The organism is Vibrio sp. JCM 18905 (genome assembly GCF_055393305.1).
The window spans coordinates 1222372-1242031 of record NZ_AP043878.1; the positions used below are offsets into that span (position 1 = coordinate 1222372).

Below are 19660 nucleotides of genomic sequence, written 5' to 3' on the forward strand. Positions count from 1 at the left end.
GCTGTCACGCCATCTAAGGTAGTTAGGGCGCTTCTGTCACACCCAGTGAGTGATGATTTAAAAAGTATCTGCGCGGCTAAGTGCGGGTATTCAACATCTCAAAGGACTAAAAATGAAAAACAAACTAGCGTTAGTGTGTACGACGTTGTTGGTCAGTACGCTGGCTCATGGTGCCGAGCATCGAGTAAAAGACAATAAAAACAAGTTGGCGGATGACCCAACAAAAGTCATCACGAAATTTGGCGCGTCGTACGCAAACAACTACGATTTTGATGATCAAAACATCTCATTCTCGGGCTCACTTGCGCTTGACCAAGCGCGCAAAATCAACCTGCGTATCAATGATGATGCGAGCGAGTGGCGTATTGGTGGTTCGTGGTTGTTTCCGGTCGGTATCGTGAACTTCAACTTCGGTAAAAATGAATACGTAAACGGCGCGGATCAAACCAACTACAGCGTTGGTACCTTTATGCCGCTAAGTTATTTCGGGATTGAGCCAGCAGGCTTCCAAATTTTCCCAATGGCAGGCTATACGTACAACACTGGTGATGTTCCTGTTTGTGACGGTGCAGCAGGCAGCAACTGTAGCGAGCCTAACTTTACGGGCACTCCAAGTGCAGAGAATGGCTTCAATATGATGAGCTCTTCAGGCAGCAGCGGTTACGTTGGTGCATTTGCGCTGAAATCGTTTACCAAAGAGCTGACGTTAATCAGCTTCGCAGCAGGCACTTACGGCTCAGAAAACAGTGAAGGAGAGAACTACAAAGGCTTCTTTGGTGGTATCGGCCTTGGTTATCTCGTGAATAAACGTCACTCGTTTAACGTAATGACGTTTGTCATGGACAACAACACGTATTTAGATGAGGCAGATAGGCGCGTCGCACTATCTTACCAATATCAATTTGAGTAAATTGAAAACGCAGCAACGATGGCTGCGTTTTTACTTTGATGGAATAAATTAGTGAATCGCGTTCTTTTCTTCGATCTTTTTCTGATATTTGTGTTTTAATATATACATGCGCTTAACATCGCTATAGGCTCCGTTAATAAAGTATTCTTCTACTAAATGGCCTTCTTCAATAAAACCACATTTCTTATATAAATGAATAGCGACTTCATTATCCACTGCGACCAATAAGTATATTTTACGTAGATTAAGAATCGAGAAGGAGTAATCCAATGCACGATTAATCATCTCTGTCGCATAACCTCGTCCTTGATGCTCTGGGGCGATGATTATCTGAAACTCAGCGCTTCGGTGAATGTAGTTGATCTCAATAAGTTCGACCAATCCAATCACTATGCCGTCTTCATCTTCAACCACAAAGCGTCTTTCTGCGTCATCATGTATATGTTTTCGGTACAGTTCTTCGAGCTCATCATAAGATTCATAAGGCTCTTCGAACCAGTAGGCCATGATATTTCGGTTGTTATTTAGTTCGTGAATAAAGCGCAAATCAGAGCGTTCTAGTGCACGCATTTTTAGGCCTTTCTTCATCATTTATCTCCAATGAGGCGGAGTAAACCTCCGCAATTGATGCTAGAAAATCTTAACGTATTTAACAAGAATAGCGCATCTGTTTTTGGGAAATATTGTGGTTTTTTCAATATGGAAACTTAGAGCTCACGCCAAATAAAAATTAATCTTTACGATAAAAAATTCGATTAGGTGGTTTGCCTAATATCATATTAAATACCGCGCAACGACTTAGTGTCTTAATCTAAATAAACAAGGTATTCAATATGTTTTCAATCGGTGACGTAGTAGTAGCGACTAAAGGTATCGATCTTGGCGAAATGGTTGTTACAGGTTTAAGCAGTGGCGGTTTTTACACACACGTAAAAGCAGGCGAGAAAACGCTAACTTACCCAGCTAAAGATCTTAAGAAAGCATAATTAAATTTGCTCACTCTTATTTCTAAACTGGCTTAAAGTTCGTATTACTTATTTTAGGCGGGTTAGAATTTATAAAAGGTAGCGCAACAAGTCGCTACCTTTTTTATCACTCTCTTTTCTAGTTTTCTTCTGTTTTATGAACCTCAACACGGTTTCTACCGGTTTCTTTAGCTTTGTAAAGGGCTAAGTCGGCGCGTTTTACGAGTGGTTCAAACGAGTCATCCAAGCTACAGACTTGAGTTACACCAATACTAGCGGTAAAGCTCATATCACGACCTGAGTGTTGAATCGTCGTAGTTTCTAGCGCATTGCGAATCGTTTCTAATGTGTTTAGGGCTTCTTGCGATGACCGGCTTCTTAGTACGATGGCAAACTCTTCACCGCCAACTCTGGCAAGTAAGTCACAGTCAAGTAGATGACTTTGAATGGTGTTGACTGCATGGATCAGCGATTTATCGCCAGCATCATGACCAAACCGATCATTAAGGCTCTTAAAGTTGTCTAAATCTAGAATAGCAACATGGAAGTCAATGCCTTGGGTGCGGTATTCAGTCAAGCGGCTTTCGATTTGTCGCATGAATTCTCTGCGGTTTGGAATGCCAGTCAGATCATCCGTTGTGGCGAGATGCTCCATTTTCATAATTTGTATATGAAGAGCAATGTTTAAAGCAATCCAGTTAGCGATGCACTGAAGCTGTGCCGCTTGTTCGTTTGTATAAGTGTGCGTTTGATGATGTGCAACATTAAGCGTGCCCAAACAGACTTTACCGTGCATTAAAGGCGCATCCATACACGTCCCCATGCCATTGGATGCCAGCATCACACAATCGACCTCATCAGATTGAGTGACATCGTCACAGATCATCAGTTGTTGTTTTTTGAACACTCGGCCAACAAAAGCTCGGTGAATAGGTACCAAGAATTCAGCCGGAATCGCTTTATTACCAGAGAAAGAGTAGACCTTTAGATGATCATCATTTTCATAAAGCGTGATACTCGCGCGGTCGGAATTGAATATACGATTTATCCATTCTGCGACCGTATCAAGCACCTGCTGCAATGTTTCCGATTGAGCTAAAAAGTGAACAAACCCTATCGGCATACAGATCGGACTTTCCATGTTCTGCATCGATAAGTCATCAGGGTTAAAAGTTCTTTCAAGTCTCAATAGACATCTCCTTGCGATGTTGCAAATACCAACAATAAGTTACACGAAGCTATTTTCAAGAAAAATGCGTTTCTACGTAAGATTATGGTTTATTTATCGCCATCTATGTGTGTTCAATTGCTTAATGTGGGCGTTAACTCACGCCTAAATGAATAAATGTTATACCTATTTATAAGTAAGTCATTACTCAATAAGGGGTGTTTTTGAGGTAGAACCAAAGAATAGGAAAGCCCTTCAGGGAAGAGAAGGGCAAAGAGGGTAAACTTAGGAAAGTAAATATGTACGCAGTGAATTAATTATCTTTGTATTTCTGTAAAATCAACTGACTGATTTGCGCGATGACCTGGTCTCTGGCTTGCAGTGATAGCTCGGTTTCTGTGACATAGATACTAATGTAAACAGGACGATGGTTTTCCTTCCATATGATTGCGTTAATACCACGCGAACCGTGACCACCCGCACCAGAGCGGTCGGCGATAGACCAACCTGTTGGTAATACTGAACGCATTAACGAGTCTGAAACCTTGTTGTCCTGCATCCAGATTTTTAATTGCACGCGAGACTCGTAAGACAACGTTTCTCCTTCAATCAAGGTTCGCAGAGTGTTTACCATGGCGTTAGGTGTGGTTGTGTCGCGGTTGTCTCCCGGTGTCGCTTCGTTCAAACGTGGTTCTAATCTATCTAGGCGCGTCGCTTTATCACCAATAGTTCGCAGAAACATTGTCACGGCCTTAGGGCCGCCGATTTCATTCAATACTAAGTTGGCAGCAGTATTATCACTCATCAACATCGCAGCTTCACAAGCGTGTTCTACGCGTGTGTTTTGGCCTGCGAGTTTGTCCATCACTGGAGACCACACAACGATGCTGCGCTCATCGACTTTCGCGGTCGCATTTTTACTTAGCTTACCGCTGTCCATATCACTTAGCATTGTGGCGCAAGCCAAGGTTTTGAATGTGCTCATGAGTGGGAAGCGTTCATCGCCACGGTAATCCCAGCGCTCATCGGTTTGCGTATCCCAAACCGAGACTCCAATTCTGCTTGAGGTTTGTTGTTCGATGAGAGAAATGTCTTCATTCAGTTGGGAAGCGTAACTTAGGGTTGAGCAAACCATTAGCCCAGCCAACAAAAATAACTTTTTCATGCGTCGTGTTCTTCATTTTGGTTTTGGTTCGCACTGTGGCGATGTTACGCAAACTATAACGAGCGAATACTCTAACCACTGTTAAATCCATGTCGATTTTTTGTAGGATTCTGCGCAATACCTCCAAGTTTGTTATTGACCTTAAGTATATTGTGGGTTTACTCAACTTTACGAATATTGACGTTGCATTACGCTAGAAAAACTAAACTAGAGTTGTCGTCAATTTGAGAGTGATGTTCATGAAAACTGTACGAAATTTTGTATGGATGATAATTGCCGCCGTGTCTGTGTTGTGGTGGATGAGTGAACCGCAACTGCTTTCCTCGACCCAATTCTTCCAATGGCGCTCCGCGCTTATTCAATATTCTGGTGTTTTGTCGTTAGCTTTGATGTCTATTGCGATGGTGCTGGCGCTGCGCTTACCTGTAATAGAGAAATGGGTTCATGGTATGGACAAGGCATATCGAGTGCACAAGTGGCTAGGCATAGCAGGTGTCAGTTTGGGTGTGATCCATTGGCTTATGTATAAAGTTCCAAAGTGGCTCGTTGCTGCTGGTTGGTTGGAAAAACCACTAAAACACACTGGAGCAGGGCCATCGGGCAATAACTTCGTTGGTTTGGAGTTATGGGTTAAAGAACTGCGTGATGTAGGCTTGGATTTAGGTGAGTGGGGCTTTTATTTGCTATTGGCATTGCTGGCAGTGTCACTCTGGACTGTTGTTAAATACAAACCGTTTAAGTTGTCCCATCGTTTAATGGCGGTGGTGTATCTGATGGTTGCTGTTCACTCCGTTTTGCTGATCAAGCACGCGTACTGGGGCGATCCCATTCATTTTGTCGCTTTAGGTTTTGCATTGATGGGCTCTGCGGCTGCCGTTTATAGCTTGTTTGGCTTTGTCGGACGAGCGAATCGCTATCCCGCCAAAGTGGTGTCGACTCGCTACTTCCCTCAAGCGCGCGTGATGGAGCTGGTTTTGGCGCCAAGCAATAACGGTCAAGGAAAAACTTGGCAAGGGCACAAAGCAGGACAGTTTGCTTACGTTCGTTTTGGTAATGAAGATCCACATCCGTTTACGATTGTTTCAGGTGAGCAGGATCCAGAGGTCCGTTTTTTGATCAAAGAGCTAGGCGATTTCACGACCAATTTGTACCAGCGCGTGAAAGCGGGCGATGAGGTTGTTGTTGAAGGGCCGTATGGACGTTTAGAGTTTGATGTCAACAAGCCGCAAGTTTGGATTGCTGGTGGTGTCGGGATAGCGTCGTTCTTTGCCATCTTATCTTCACTGAAAGCGTTAAAAATACATCCGCCAGTGCATTTGTTTTATTGCACACGTGGCTTAGATAGTCATTTAGTGGATGAACTGTGGAATGCCGCGCATCAGGCACAAGTGAAACTAAACGTGATAGATACTGCGGTTTCACCTCGACTTAATGTTGAACGAATTGCGAAGGAATGCGGCGACTTATCGCGTTATGAGCTTTATTTCTGTGGGCCGGAGGTATTCTCTCGAACCCTGAAAAAAGAGTTAGAGGCATATCGTTTTGATACAGAACACCACTATCATGAAGAGCTGTTTGTGATGCGATAATCTAGTATTTGGGGCGAAATAAAAAGGAGCTGATATTAGCTCCTTTTGTATTTACATTTAACGTCTATGAACCGTATGAATGCGTTAATCCGGTCTCACTACAGTTCCACTTTTTTGACCATGCCGGCTTCTGCATGTCCGGGGATATTACACGCGAACTCTACATTTTTATCGCCATGGAAGTGCCACAGGAGTTGTTTCGCTTTGCCTGGTTCAACAGTGACAGCATTGCCGGAGTCATGCATGTGATCGCCAGACATGGTTTTCATCATTTCACGGTGTTTAAGCTGTTCTTCTGTTGAGCCAATGGTAAATTCGTGATTGATTTTGCCTGTATTCATTACCACAAATTGAACCACATCATCCGGTTCTATTGTCACGTCTTTTTTGAATGTAATTTTCATATCATCCGTTAAGAGTACATGAACGACTTTGTCTGGTTTTGCGCCATTTGCAGGCATACCAACCGCTGACATGCCTGGCATGCCGCTCATACCAGAATGATCCATTTTACCGTGGTTCATTTTTCCATGATCCATCGGCATTTTATCCATGTTCATGGAACCGTGATCCATTTGACCATGCTCCATATTTTCGTGGTTCATGTTTGAGTTATCCATTTGAGCAAATACGCCACTCGATACCATGGTTAGAGCAAGAGTGATAAGAGTCTTTTTCATGTTGATTTCCTTTACTATCAATTAGATATCGCGCCATTATTCTTCTGAATAATGGCGCTCGTTGTTATTTATCTTGGTGTTGAGTTGATTTCACTTCACGCTGTTTCCACAGCTTGAAGATGGCAGGTAACACAAGCAGCGTTAACAGCAGGGCAGAGGCCATGCCACCAATCATCGGTGCAGCGATGCGTTGCATCACTTCAGAGCCTGTCCCCTCGCCGTACATGATTGGAATAAGACCAATGATTACCGTTAATACGGTCATCATGACAGGCCGCACACGCAAGCCAGCGCCTTCGCGAATTGCGTCTGTAAGATCCCGTGCTTGAAGCGGTCGTTGTTTCTCTTCTGCATCCAGTTTTCGGTGGTGCCACGCTTGGTTGAGATACACCAGCATGATGACGCCTATCTCCACCGCAACGCCGGCGAGGGCGATAAACCCAACCCCCACGGCAATAGAGAAGTTGTAGTTCAGATAATGCATCAGCCATAAGCCACCAACCATTGCTAAAGGCAGCGTTAGCATGATGATCAGCACCTCACCCACACGGCGGAAGCTGAAGTAAAGTAGCATCATGATGATCGCAATAGTGATTGGTACTACGACACTTAAGCGGTCTTTGGCGCGTTCCATGTATTCGTACTGACCTGACCAAGCCAGCGAATAACCCACAGGTAATTCAAGTTGATCTGCTACTACTTGTTGTGCTTCCACGACGTATGAGCCTAGGTCACGACCTTCGATATCCACGAAAACCCAACCGTTTGGACGCGCGTTTTCGGTTTTGATCATCGGTGGACCATCTTCATAACGAATATCTGCCACGTCTGCGAGTGCGATGCGTGCGCCGTTGGGGGTTACCAGTGGTAGGTTTTGCAGTTTAACAACCGAGTCACGGTAATCTTGCGGATAGCGGACGTTGATAGGGTAGCGCTCTAGCCCTTCAATGGTTTCTCCAACATTCATACCACCGACCGCGGTTGAGATAACTTGCTGAACGTCTTTGATGCTCAATCCATATCTCGCAGCTGCGCGGCGTTTGATATCAATCGTTACGTAACGGCCACCCGCGACACGTTCCGCATATACAGATGAGGTGCCATGAACGCTATTAAGAATAGGTTCCAGCTGAGCACCAATTTTTTCGATCTCTTTCAGGTCTGGGCCTGCGATTTTGATCCCAATTGGCGTTTTAATGCCCGTCGCAAGCATGTCGATACGCGTTTTGATTGGCATTACCCAAGCGTTGGTGAGTCCCGGGAACTGAATCAGTTCATCGAACTCTTTGCGTAACGATTCTGTCGTCACGCCTTCACGCCATTGATCGTGAGGTTTTAGCTGAATAACTGTTTCAATCATGGTAAGTGGTGCAGGATCGGTGGCCGTTTCCGCACGGCCAATCTTGCCCCAAACCGTTTTGACTTCCGGTACGGTTTTGATCAGCTTGTTGGTTTGCTGAACTAGTTCACGTGCTTTACCAATCGAGATTCCCGGATACGTAGTCGGCATGTACATCAAGTCGCCTTCATCCAATGGTGGGATGAACTCGCTACCCAGTTGACTGGTTGGATAGTAAGCTGACGCCATTAGACCTAAAGCGATAACGATCATACTCTTAGGATACTTGAGGCTGGTATTCAGCAACGGGCGATACAGCGCAATTAAGCCTCTATTTACTGGATTCTTATGCTCTGGTAATACGTTGCCACGGATGAAATAACCCATGAGCACAGGTACGAGGGTAATTGCCAAACCTGCCGCTGCGGCCATTGCATAAGTTTTAGTAAAGGCGAGAGGGGAGAACATCTTGCCTTCTTGACCTTCCAGTGCAAATACTGGCACAAAGCTTAACGTGATGATAAGCAGTGAGAAGAACAGGGGCGCGCCCACTTCTTCAGCGGCTTTGCCAATCACTTGCCAGCGGTTCTTATCCGTGAGAGGCGTTCGTTCAATATGCTTGTGGACGTTTTCTATCATTACGATGGCACCATCCACCATTGCACCGATGGCGATGGCAATCCCCCCGAGCGACATGATGTTGGCGTTAATGCCTTGAGAATGCATGACGATAAACGCGGATAAAATACCGACGGGCAAGCTCAGCGCGATAACCAAAGACGAACGGATGTGAAATAGGAAGAGGGCACAAACAATCGCCACGACGATGAATTCTTCCGCCAATTTCTTCCACAAGTTTTCTACGGCAGCGTTAATCAGCGTGGAGCGATCGTAAGTAGGCACGATTTCTACACCATCCGGTAAGCTACGCTGTAAATCTTCAAGTTTGTCTTTTACTTTGCTGATGACTTCACTCGCGTTTTCGCCGAATCGCATGACAATAACGCCACCAACCGCTTCACCTTCGCCGTTAAGCTCAGAGATGCCGCGACGCATTTGCGGACCTAAGTTGATGTCAGCAATGTCGCCCAATAAGAGCGGTGTACCTTTCTCTGTCACTTTGAGCGGGAGTGATTCAATATCCTCAATACTCGTTAGGTAACCTGTAGTGCGAACCATGTGTTCCGCTTCTGCTACTTCAACAACAGAGGCGCCCGTTTCCTGATTGCCGTTTTGGATCGCCATGTTCACTTGTTGCAGTGTCAGGTTGTAAGCACGTAGCTTAGCTGGGTCAATCTGAACTTGATATTGCTTCACCATACCGCCAACGGTTGCGACTTCAGAGACGCCATCGACGGTTTGCAGCTCATATTTCAAGAACCAGTCTTGCATACTGCGTAGATCAGCAAGATCATGGTTGCCAGCTTTATCTTGCAGTACATAGCTGTAGACCCAGCCCACACCCGTTGCATCTGGTCCTAATGTCGGTTTTGCACTCGGTGGTAATTTAGGTGCTACTTGGCTTAGGTACTCTAAAACGCGCGAACGTGCCCAATACATGTCGGTATCATCGTTAAAAATGATATAAACATATGAGTCACCAAAGAATGAATAACCACGAACGGTTTCCGCTCCTGGTACGGCGAGCATGGCGGTGGTTAGCGGGTAAGTAACTTGATCTTCAACTACTTGAGGTGCTTGGCCTGGGTAGCTTGTTTTGATGATCACCTGAACATCAGAAAGATCCGGAATGGCGTCTACAGGTGTATTCTTTACACTGTAAAGTCCGGTTAAAACAAGCGCTAAGGTTGCGATCAAAACCATGAAACGGTTTTTGATCGACCAGCGGATTATTGCTCCAATCATAGTTAGCCCTCAACCGCTTCAAGTTGCTTCAATACGTAGTCAGCTCCTTGTTTTTCAACTAGAAATCGGACTTTCTGACCTTCTTTGAATCCGGATAGATCCACTTCATCACCCACAGAGAAGTTCATCTCTCCTGCCTCCCAGTTCCATTCTGCAACTGGGAGGTGGTTGAGAGTTATCATCCCAAAATCCGCCATCAACATGCTGATATCTCCGGTAATCCATACGTCAGTCACGACAACGCTGTCATCGGTTTTGTAGTCAACGACTTCATATTGACCGGACTCTGTTTTCTGAATTTCAAACTCGATAGCTTGGCCTTTTTGCAGAGTGCCCACATCAACGTCATCTGCGAGGGTAAAGTTCATGACCATACCCGGCCAATCCCACTCTGCTACGGGTTGATGATTAATGGTCAACATACGGTGATCTTTCATCACATCGGTGATTTCACCCTTAGCCCAAACTGTTTCTACTTTGGCTTCAGTAGGTGATGAAATACGGGATAGATCAGCCGTTTGGCTCGATTCCGAATCCAACATAAAGTGTGCAGAGGTTACGATGCGATCATCTTGAGACAGACCTTGTAGCACCTCGATTTTGTCGTCGGCTTCACGCCCAACTTTGATGCGCGTTGAGCGGTATTTACCATCGCCTTCAGACAACACGACTCGGGTCATACCGCCGGATCGAATAACGGAAGACTTAGGAATCGTCATAACTGCGTTATCAGTGACTGGTTGAAGGGCAATGTTGGCAAACATATTAGGTTTAAGATCGCCATTCGGGTTAGGGAACTTGAGGCGTACACGCAAGGTACGAGTTTTAGGATCCAGAATAGGGTATACGTAGTCGACAACCCCTTTCCATTCATTGCCTGGAATAGCATCAAGCGTCATAGTGGCGCTACTTCCTGCTTTCATCCAGTGAGCTTGGCGCTCAAATACTTCGGCATCCACCCATACGTTTTCAAGTGGGCCCGCGCTGATTACCGCTTGAGCAGGGGATAGGTAACCACCTTCGCGAACGTTCAAACTCGCGATGACGCCATCTTCCGGAGCTTTAATTTCAATAGTTTGCGATGCTTTCCCGCGTTGAGTGATGGCTCTGATTTGAGAACGATCAACACCCAGTGTCACTAAACGTTCTGTCGCGCCTTTCACCAGGCCATTACGCCCAGTTCGGTAGGCGTTCAGCAGCTCTTCTTGTGCTTTGACTAGCTCAGGCGAGTACAGCGTGAACAGCACATCGCCTTTTTTGACCTTTTCACCCACGGCATTGATGTAAAGCTTTTCAACCCAGCCGGCCACGCGAACGTTGGTTTGCCACAAATGACTTTCGTCAAACGCGATATAGCCGACAGTTTCAATCCGAGGTGAAAGTTGCTCTAAAGAGACTTGAGCGGTTTTTACACCTAAGTTGTTTTCAACTGATGGGTCAATTTTTACCGTGCCGGGTTTGTCTTGTTCACCCGCGAGATCTTCAGCGTACACTGGGATCAAGTCCATGCCCATTGGCGATTTGCCCGGTTTGTCGCGCTTATAATTTGGATCCATTGGAGCAACCCAATAGAGTGGCTCGTTTGAGCTGCTTGCAGCGTTAGCGCCTGAGCCACTCATGTCGTGGTTTGCACCAGATAGGTACTGATTAACGCCAAACCCTAGTGCCCCGCCAACAAGCAGAGCGATGGTTGCTATCTTGATTGAATTTGAACTCATTCCTAATTCCTTATTTTCCCCATGAGGCATGACAGCGATGTTGATTGTTTATTGGTGTGCATTCGCCATCGTCCCCAAACTTGGGTTCTCTCATGTTTTGTTTTAGTTCGCGCTTGCTTCAGTCGTGATGTTGGGTGCGGATACTTGATATTCGAAACCACCCAATAAAGCCGCTAAGTTGCTGTTTACGATGTTTAAATCGGTAATAAGACGTTGCTGTTCGAGCTTTAGCGCCAGCTCGTCTGTGCTTGCCATGATCACGTCGTTAAACTGTGCGGTGTTGTTTTGATAACCCCTTTCTACCGCGTGAATACGAGCTTGAACTTGGGGAAGTAAGGTGGATTGATAACGCTCTAAACGCTGACTCAAGTTGGCGCGATCAACCAGCAATGTGTTGACCTTCGCGTTCATCTGAGTCAGTAACGTATCTTTTTGTGAGCGAGCAGCACCCACTTGATACTGAGCGGCGGCTAAGTTGCGGTCTTGGCGATTGCCAGTGAACAGGGGAATGTCCATTGTTAGATACGCGCTCACCAAATCCGATGCAGGTTCGCCTTTCATATTGTTGGCTTGACGATAGGCGTACATCACTTCCACACCAAATTGAGGCGTGTAAGCTTGCTCTGCAATGTCCACTTGAGTTTCATTGGCAGAAATACTTACGTCTGCCATTTTCACCATCGGGTGCTCACTCAACTGTTGGTAGTGCTTGGTCGTTTCGTTATTAGCAGACAACTTTTGGTTTAATGACGCCCAAGTCAGTGTATTGCTGGCTTGAAGTGTTGAGCGTCCGTTTTGGGTATAGGTATTGAGCCAGTCCGAGCCCAACCATTCTGAGAGTTGCGAGACCAAACGGCGCTGCATTTGTGCGTTGGCTTGCAGCTTTTCATCCAACTTACTCACTTGAAGCTGTGCATTCAGTAAATCTTGCGCTTCGCTTTTGCCGATTGAGTAATTGGTTTGAATGAAGTTTTCCATTTCCGTCATGAGCCGACGGTTTTCTAGCAAAATTTGCTCTGCTTTCTGCTGATAGCCCAGCTCCAACCAAAGCTGAGTCATGCTGTTTGCCACTTCAAGCTCCCGTGCGTGAACTTGCAACGACAAACCATCGGCTTGTTGATTGGCTTTCTTTTGTTGAAGGTCGAGCGTCGAGCCTCGTTCGAACTGTTGCATCAAACCGACGGAGATATTGGTCATCGGATCCTCGTCAAATTTGAAGCTATCGACAGGCAAACCACCAAAACCGACTTTCAATTTCGGGTCCATCAAGGTTGCGCTGGCTACGCCTGTTTCACGCATTGCTTCCGATTGAGCATAGAACTGCTTACGGTTGCCATCGTTACTCAACGCAACGCTAATGAGGTTTGCTAGCTCATTGGTTGACTGAGCTTGGATTGATTGAGCTTGCGCTTCTTGTTGTGCTTTCGTATTGGCTGGCGATTGTGCCACCACATTGAAAGCAGGTAGGGCAACCAGAGCCAGTGAGCATACTGGTGCCACTAAGCGATTTGGGTTGAATTCCATAATTTACATCCAAATTGATACCAAGCTCTTTTGCGTTTCGGGATCGATTGAACCGCGCGGGAGAGCGTTGGTATTTGCCAAACGGATGACGCACTTTTTTATCGCTAAATAGCAGGTAACAAATGGAGTTACGAGCGAATAGCTGAGGTGAGCACGCTATCAGTTGGGCGCAAAGAAACTGCCTGCAAAGCGATGCAGGGTCGAATGCTTTGTATGGATTAAACTATCGGAGGCCGATACAAATCATGGGTGACTTGTACCACTGGTGCGGTAATTTCTGAGGCAATGGATGCGCGACAAGCCAATGGGGAGAGCTGGCTGTCAGTGACTGGTAATGGGACAAAAACGAATGAGCAAGATGCTGTACAGCAATTGTGGATCATACCGGAGCCATCAATACAGCTCATGGTCATCTCTACAGAGTCGGAGCTCAACGATGAGGCCATCTCCATGCTCATACTCGGTGAGCCGCAGTGATCGTTCTCGCTTGCCATTTCCGTCATGTGAGCTGACATCATGGCATCACTCGACATCATTTTGATACTCATTAAAGGCGCGCTGTTAACCACGCTAGATACCAGCAGTATCAGCGTTGTACATAACGTTAGCCAAATTGTATGCAATGATTTCAGACGCATACGGTTTCCAGTCAAAATGAGCTTATATATCGAGTAACCCTTAAATAATAAAGGTTACCCTAGGGGTAAAGTCAAGGATTATACCGAACCCACTTCGAGATAATGAGTTCTACATCTTAAAGTCAATTGGACATATTAATCGCTAAGAAATATCTCGCTAGTGAGTTTTTTGTCACACGAACTTTCCATGGTAGGGTTTATCCTTATAGAATGTAAGGTTTAGTGTGCCTGCTTCGGGGGTTGTATGATAGAAATTGTCATCGATGGAAAATATAGAATTGTAGAAGAGGGGCTAACTCTTCTGGAAGCAGCCAAAGTGTGTGGGGTCGAAATCCCTTCACTGTGCGGAATGAACAAAAGTAACGAGAAAATTCCGTGTGATTTGTGTGTGGTCGAAGTGGAAAGTGGCGGAACTAAGCGCGCCTGTGATCTCAAAGTGTACCGCGGTCTCAATGTCGTCACACAATCAGAACAACTGAGTGAGCACCGCAGAAAAGCGCTCAACCGAATCATGACGGACCACTACGCCGACTGTGAAGCTCCTTGTAAAACGGCGTGTCCTGCTGGAGTAGACATCCAATCTTATCTCTACCATATCTCGCAAAACGATCATCAAAAAGCGATTGAAGTTATTAAACGCACACTGCCAATGCCGTTGTCGATTGGGCGCGTGTGTCCGGCATTCTGCGAAAGTGAGTGTCGCCGTTCTTTGGTGGATGAGCCGATTGCCATTCGCCAACTCAAACGCCATGCCGCAGACGCAGATTTAGCGGCGCATGAAGCGTATGTCCCAGAGAAAAAACCAGCGAAGCATCGCAAGATCGCCGTTGTTGGTAGTGGCCCCGGTGGCTTAACGGCAGGTTATTACTTGTCGAATGAAGGTTATGACGTCACCATATTTGAGTCCATGCCAAAAGCAGGCGGTTGGCTACGCTACGGCATTCCTGAATATCGCCTACCCAAAGATATTCTAGACAAAGAAATCGAACTGATGTGCCGCAACGGTATGCAAGTTGAAACCAACAAAAAGCTTGGTGTTGATTTCACGCTGTCTCAATTGAGTGAAGACTACGATGCTGTCTGTTTGGCAGTAGGGGCGTCTCAAGCGGTAGAAATGAATTATCCTGGTAGCGAGTTGGACGGTTGCTACCTCGGTGTTGATTACCTGAAAGATTACGTTACAGAGCAAAACTACGTTACGGGCAAAAAAGTTGCCGTGATTGGTGGTGGTAACACTGCGATCGACTGTGCGCGTACGGCGCGTCGTGCGGGTGCCGATACCACTTTGATCTATCGTCGAACTCGCGACGAAATGCCAGCCGAAGACTACGAAATCGTCGAAGCTGAACATGAGGGTGTGAAGTTCCATTTCTTAACGAATCCGGCGGAAAACATCGCGGATGAAAACGGCCGCGTGAAGGCAATTCGATTAGAACGAATGGCGTTAGGTGAGCCAGATGCGTCTGGTCGTCGTAGCCCGAAACCAACGGGTGAGTTCTTTACTGAAGCATTTGATACCGTGATTGCAGCGGTATCGCAAAAGCCGGATCTCAGCTTCTTAGAAAACGATGAGCTGTCCATTCCTCTAACGCGTTGGAACACATCTGAATCCGATGCGCAAACCATGCACACGGGTACGGGCAATATCTTCAGTATCGGTGATTTTCGTCGTGGTCCTGCAACAGCGGTTGAAGCAGTGGGAGATGGGCGAGTTGCGGCAAAAGCGATTGATCTGTTCCTCGATGGCGATATGGCGGACATGCCGAAACCAGCGTTCAACTCTCGTAAAGAGAAAAAACTGGCGCAGGTTGACCCACTTCATTTCGAAAATATCCAAAAAGTTGCTCGTTCAATCATGCCGGAATTGACGCCAGCACAGCGTGAGCAGAGTTTTGCTGAAGTGGAACTGGGCTTTGATAACGAAGAGGCCATGAAAGAAGCGGCGCGCTGCTTAGAGTGTGGTTGCCAAGCGAATACCGACTGTGCCTTGCGAGATTACTCAACGGAATATCATGCCGAGCAACATTTCGATGTTTCCGTGGACGTTTCCTCTGCTAACGTGATTGGTCATCAAGATTGGCTCGATTTACGTGCGAAAGATCTTCGTCACAAATACGAAGTAGACCGCAGTTCTGAGTTCATTGAATTTGATGCTAACCGCTGCATCAGTTGTGGTCAGTGTATTCAAGCATGCCGTGAGCAAGCGGTACATGGTGTGTTGAGTTTTGTGTCGGATAAAAATGGCCGACCAGCTTTACGACCAGATGATCGTCCACGATTCCGCTCCGATGAAAAAGGCGCAAGTTGCAGCGGTTTGACGCTCATGGGCGATTCAACATGCGTGCAATGTGGGGCGTGTGTTCAGGCATGTCCAACGGGCGCGATGGTGGACAGCCGTGACCGCTCTCAAGGCAGAACCGAACAGCTAAAAGCCGTCGATACCATTTGTACCTATTGTGGTGTGGGTTGTAAGTTGACCATGTTTGTCGATGAGCAACAAAACAAAATCCGCTATGTAAAAGGGGCGGATTCGCCAGTTAACCAAGGTATGCTGTGCGTGAAAGGCCGTTTCGGTTTTGATTTCATTAGCAGCGAAGAGCGTTTAACGACACCACTGATTCGTAAAGATGGTTGGTTGCAGCCAGCAAGTTGGGACGAAGCGATTCAGCTAGTGGCTTCGAAGCTTTCGACCATCAAGCAAGATTTTGGTAACAACGCACTGGCCGGATTCTCTTCAGCGAAAACCACTAACGAAGATAACTACGCGTTTCAAAAATTCATCCGTCGTGAACTTGGTACGAACAACGTTGATCACTGCGCACGTTTGTGTCACGCATCAAGTGTGACAGGGCTTGAAGCATCGTTGGGGAGTGGTGCGATGACCAACGACATTCCGAGCATTAAGCATTCCGATGTGATCTTTATTATCGGTTCTGACACCACATCTGCGCACCCGATCATCGCTTCGCACATCAAACAGGCGATTCGTCATCACGGGGCGCGCTTGATTGTGGCAGACCCGAAACGAGTGGACATGGCTGAACATGCAGAGCTGTACTTAGCGCATCGTCCGGGCACGGATGTTATGTTGCTCAACGGCGTGATGCAGCAAATCATCAAAAATGGTTGGTACGATCAAGAATACATCGAAGAGCGCGTCGACGGCTTTGATACCTTGCTTCAAGAGGTGATGTCGCCAGCGTACAACCTCGACAAAGTTGAGTTAGTGACGGGCGTAAAAGCGGACGATATTTTCGCGATGGCACGAATGATTGGTACGGCAAAACGCACGGCGGTGTATTACTCAATGGGTATTACCCAGCATACAACAGGGCACGACAACGTTCGTTCGATTGCAAACCTGCAATTGTTGTGTGGCAACATCGGTATTGAGGGTGGTGGTATTAACCCACTGCGCGGTCAATCAAACGTACAAGGTGCGTGTGATATGGGCGCATTGCCGAACTGTTATCCGGGATACCAAAAAGTGTATAACCCGATTGTTCGTCAGAAATTCGCGATTGAGTGGGATGCGCCGAACTTACCTTCTGAGCAAGGGCTTACCCTAACGGAAATCATCGATGCGGCGTGCAAACGAGAAGTTCGCGGGATGTACATCATGGGCGAAAACCCAGTACTGAGCGATCCAAACCAAGCGCACGTGATTGAAGGGTTGGAAGCACTCGACTTCTTGGTCGTGCAAGACATCTTCCTCACCGAGACAGCGCAGTACGCAGATGTGGTATTGCCTTCTTGTTCATTTGCGGAAAAATCCGGTCACTTCACCAATACTGAGCGCCGCGTGCAGCGCGTTAATGCGGCAGTGAAAGCGCCGGGTGAGGCGAAAGAAGATTGGTGGATTATTCAAGCGATCGCAAACGCGATGGGCAGCGATTGGCATTACCAGTGCGTTTCTGAAATCACTAGCGAGATCGCGCGTGTAACGCCGCAATATGCAGGGTTGCGTTGGGACGCGATCACGCCGAACGGTGTTCAATGGCCAAGTAACAAGAACAATCCAAACGGTACTCGTATCATGCACCAAACCCAATTTACCCGAGGGAAAGGGCAAATGGTGGGCGTGCCGTTCCGTTATGCAGCTGAGTTGCCTGATGAAGAGTATCCTTTGGTGCTTACAACAGGGCGTGTGCTAGAACAATTCCACACCGGTACGATGACACGCAAAACGAAAGGGTTGGATAACCTTGCTGGGCCAAGAGCGATGATCAGTGTTGAAGATGCCGAAGTAATTGGTATCCACAATGGTCAGCGCCTAAAAGTGTCGACTCGTCGTGGCAGCATCGAAATTGATGCGTTTGTGACCAAGCGAATGCAAAAAGGCGTCGTGTTTATTCCTTTCCATTTCGTTGAGTCGCCAGTTAACCGCTTGACGACCACGGCAACGGACCCGCATGCGAAAATTCCTGAATTCAAAGTCGCAGCGGTTAAGATTGAAATCAGTGAAACGGCCGCTCAACCAGAGCCTGTCGAGGAGGCGGTACACCACGTCTAACATCAACGCTTCACGCACTGGCGAGTTGAGAAATTGCATTTAAGCTTATGATATGTAATAGCGAAACGAGCAGTGCGTGTGTCGAGCGTTTTTAAGTGGATCCTATTGCTTCTACCCGCTCTTATTTGGCTGGCGGTCAGGCAAATTGAACATATTTGGTGGGCGGAGAATCTTACCTCGATTCCCGCCCTCATTGTGTTCACTTACGTTATTTTAGCCTCGGCGTTTTTTATCGCTCGCAGATGGTTGCAAAGTGCATTTTCTGCCTTTGTCGCTATTTTGTTTGTCTCGTTACTTGTTCCGCCGCAGCGCAGTCATGTGGCGTCTTGCTCGCACTCGTTGAGCGTCATTCAATTTAATCTTTTTTACGAAAACTCAGACATCAATCAGTTCATCAACTATCTGTTGAGGCATCCTGCTGATTTGGTGGTGATGCAAGAGCTGACGCCGCGAGTTGGTAGCCTCTTGCACATGTTGGATGATGTCTATCCGCATTATCATGGTGGCCAACGTGACGTAGGGTACCCATCAAATTTGATGATTCTTAGCCGACACCCGATCACGGAGGTTTCGGTTTATCGTGCGCCAAATGGACAAGAAGTCATCAGAGCGGTTTGGTTGCCTAAAGGTCAAGCACCGATCACTTTGTTTGCGGCTCATCCACCGTCACCAAGAACCAGCGAGCTTTGGCATCAAAGAAATGCGCTGGTGCGAACCATAGAAACGCTGACCGCGCTTTATCCTGAGCCAGAGGTGTTGGTTGTGGGGGATTTCAATCTCTCCTCGGTTAGCCCTCGTTTTTCTGCGCTGTTCCCGAGTTTTCAAACCGCGCCAGTGACGAGCTGGCCAACTAACATCAAAGGCATAAACGTGCCAGAGCCGATGATGATAGGTATTGATCATTTGTGGCTAAAATCTGAGCAAGGACAGCGAATCATCTGCTCTCGTGAATCCTCTGCTTTTCCTCAAGGCTCAGATCACCGCATGGTGACAACCCAGATCGGTGTGCATATCCCATAGTTCAAGCCCTTAGAGTTTGTCATGTTTCATAAGTAAAACCGGTACTGAGCTTTTCATAGAATTGACTGTCTCTGACTGTTCTCTGTTATTTGAGCAAGTTCCATGACCTAAACTTTGCTTGCTTCCTATACTGAACTAACGAAGCAGGATTTTTATAACAACAAGAGGCAGCTTGCATGACAAGAACAACCTCATTTGCACTCGTTCTATTACTGATGTGCGCATACTTTGGTTACAACCGTTATTACGTGTATCCGCAGCAGTTGGAAACACAGGCCAAATCCATGTTGATACAAATGGCAAATCGCGAAGAGTGGATGGATGTGTTTGAAATGATGAACCGCGTAGAGGCGCACAAAGGGCATTTAGAGCTTGCTGCGCATGTTAAATCCTCTGATGGCAAGCGTGCTTACAGTGAAGGGTTCATCACCTATACCGACCGAGACGGGATGGTATGTAAAGAAGTGGTTTTTAACTTCAAAATTAACTCGTTGAAGAACTACAGCATTTCTGACTTACGCGATTGTTCTTTTGGAGAATATTACTAAACCGAATCGTGCCATTG

14 protein-coding genes are annotated in these 19660 nt (G+C 46.7%); 6 read left to right on the top strand and 8 right to left on the bottom strand.

Features of this window, described 5'->3' with window-relative positions; genetic code table 11:
- Positions 1-112 precede the first annotated feature (112 nt).
- Complete coding sequence (locus ACZ5ZC_RS05360; RefSeq protein ID WP_046873738.1) at positions 113-910, top strand: hypothetical protein; 798 nt, start codon at positions 113-115, stop codon at positions 908-910.
- A gap of 48 nt (positions 911-958) precedes the next feature.
- Here ACZ5ZC_RS05360 and speG read toward each other — a convergent pair whose 3' ends face one another.
- Positions 959-1498, bottom strand: coding sequence for a spermidine N1-acetyltransferase (gene speG, locus ACZ5ZC_RS05365; protein ID WP_464931812.1), 540 nt, complete (start codon positions 1496-1498; stop codon positions 959-961).
- Between the two features lie 245 nt (positions 1499-1743).
- On the opposite strand from speG, the gene ACZ5ZC_RS05370 reads away from it, so the two are divergent.
- A complete protein-coding gene (locus tag ACZ5ZC_RS05370; protein WP_005375418.1) occupies positions 1744-1896 on the top strand; it encodes a hypothetical protein in 153 nt (50 codons plus the stop codon).
- Positions 1897-2014: 118 nt separating this feature from the next.
- Here ACZ5ZC_RS05370 and ACZ5ZC_RS05375 read toward each other — a convergent pair whose 3' ends face one another.
- The gene (locus ACZ5ZC_RS05375) at positions 2015-3064 is read right to left on the bottom strand and encodes a sensor domain-containing diguanylate cyclase (protein ID WP_006742172.1); all 1050 of its coding nucleotides are present in this window, start codon (positions 3062-3064) and stop codon (positions 2015-2017) included.
- A gap of 292 nt (positions 3065-3356) precedes the next feature.
- A complete protein-coding gene (gene blaCARB, locus ACZ5ZC_RS05380; protein ID WP_054867535.1) occupies positions 3357-4208 on the bottom strand; it encodes a CARB family carbenicillin-hydrolyzing class A beta-lactamase in 852 nt (283 codons plus the stop codon).
- Between the two features lie 239 nt (positions 4209-4447).
- Between blaCARB and ACZ5ZC_RS05385 the strand changes: the two genes are divergently transcribed.
- Positions 4448-5797, top strand: a complete 1350-nt coding sequence (locus tag ACZ5ZC_RS05385) for a ferredoxin reductase family protein (RefSeq protein WP_464931465.1) — start codon at positions 4448-4450, stop codon at positions 5795-5797.
- A gap of 98 nt (positions 5798-5895) precedes the next feature.
- On the opposite strand, the gene copI is transcribed toward ACZ5ZC_RS05385, so the two are convergent.
- The 5 genes from copI to ACZ5ZC_RS05410 all read right to left on the bottom strand — a co-directional run bounded on the left by copI (position 5896) and on the right by ACZ5ZC_RS05410 (position 13562).
- Positions 5896-6477 carry a copper-resistant cuproprotein CopI gene (copI, locus tag ACZ5ZC_RS05390; RefSeq protein WP_464931466.1) on the bottom strand — a complete coding sequence of 194 codons (582 nt, stop codon included), beginning with the start codon at positions 6475-6477 and terminating at the stop codon, positions 5896-5898.
- A gap of 64 nt (positions 6478-6541) precedes the next feature.
- A complete protein-coding gene (locus ACZ5ZC_RS05395) occupies positions 6542-9682 on the bottom strand; it encodes an efflux RND transporter permease subunit (RefSeq protein WP_464931467.1) in 3141 nt (1046 codons plus the stop codon).
- A gap of 2 nt (positions 9683-9684) precedes the next feature.
- A complete protein-coding gene (locus tag ACZ5ZC_RS05400; protein ID WP_104973859.1) occupies positions 9685-11400 on the bottom strand; it encodes an efflux RND transporter periplasmic adaptor subunit in 1716 nt (571 codons plus the stop codon).
- 102 nt (positions 11401-11502) lie between these two features.
- The gene (locus ACZ5ZC_RS05405) at positions 11503-12924 is read right to left on the bottom strand and encodes a TolC family protein (RefSeq protein WP_053313547.1); all 1422 of its coding nucleotides are present in this window, start codon (positions 12922-12924) and stop codon (positions 11503-11505) included.
- Between the two features lie 218 nt (positions 12925-13142).
- Complete coding sequence (locus ACZ5ZC_RS05410; protein WP_182035795.1) at positions 13143-13562, bottom strand: hypothetical protein; 420 nt, start codon at positions 13560-13562, stop codon at positions 13143-13145.
- A 244-nt stretch (positions 13563-13806) separates the two neighbouring features.
- Here ACZ5ZC_RS05410 and fdhF point away from each other — a divergent pair, with 244 nt between their 5' ends.
- The 3 genes from fdhF to ACZ5ZC_RS05425 all read left to right on the top strand — a co-directional run bounded on the left by fdhF (position 13807) and on the right by ACZ5ZC_RS05425 (position 19643).
- Positions 13807-18075 carry a formate dehydrogenase subunit alpha gene (fdhF, locus tag ACZ5ZC_RS05415; RefSeq protein WP_464931468.1) on the top strand — a complete coding sequence of 1423 codons (4269 nt, stop codon included), beginning with the start codon at positions 13807-13809 and terminating at the stop codon, positions 18073-18075.
- Positions 18076-18147: 72 nt separating this feature from the next.
- A complete protein-coding gene (locus ACZ5ZC_RS05420; protein WP_464931469.1) occupies positions 18148-19095 on the top strand; it encodes an endonuclease/exonuclease/phosphatase family protein in 948 nt (315 codons plus the stop codon).
- A gap of 176 nt (positions 19096-19271) precedes the next feature.
- Positions 19272-19643 (top strand): hypothetical protein, encoded by a 372-nt coding sequence (locus tag ACZ5ZC_RS05425; protein ID WP_005487881.1) that lies wholly within the window; start codon positions 19272-19274, stop codon positions 19641-19643.
- Positions 19644-19660: the final 17 nt, after the last annotated feature.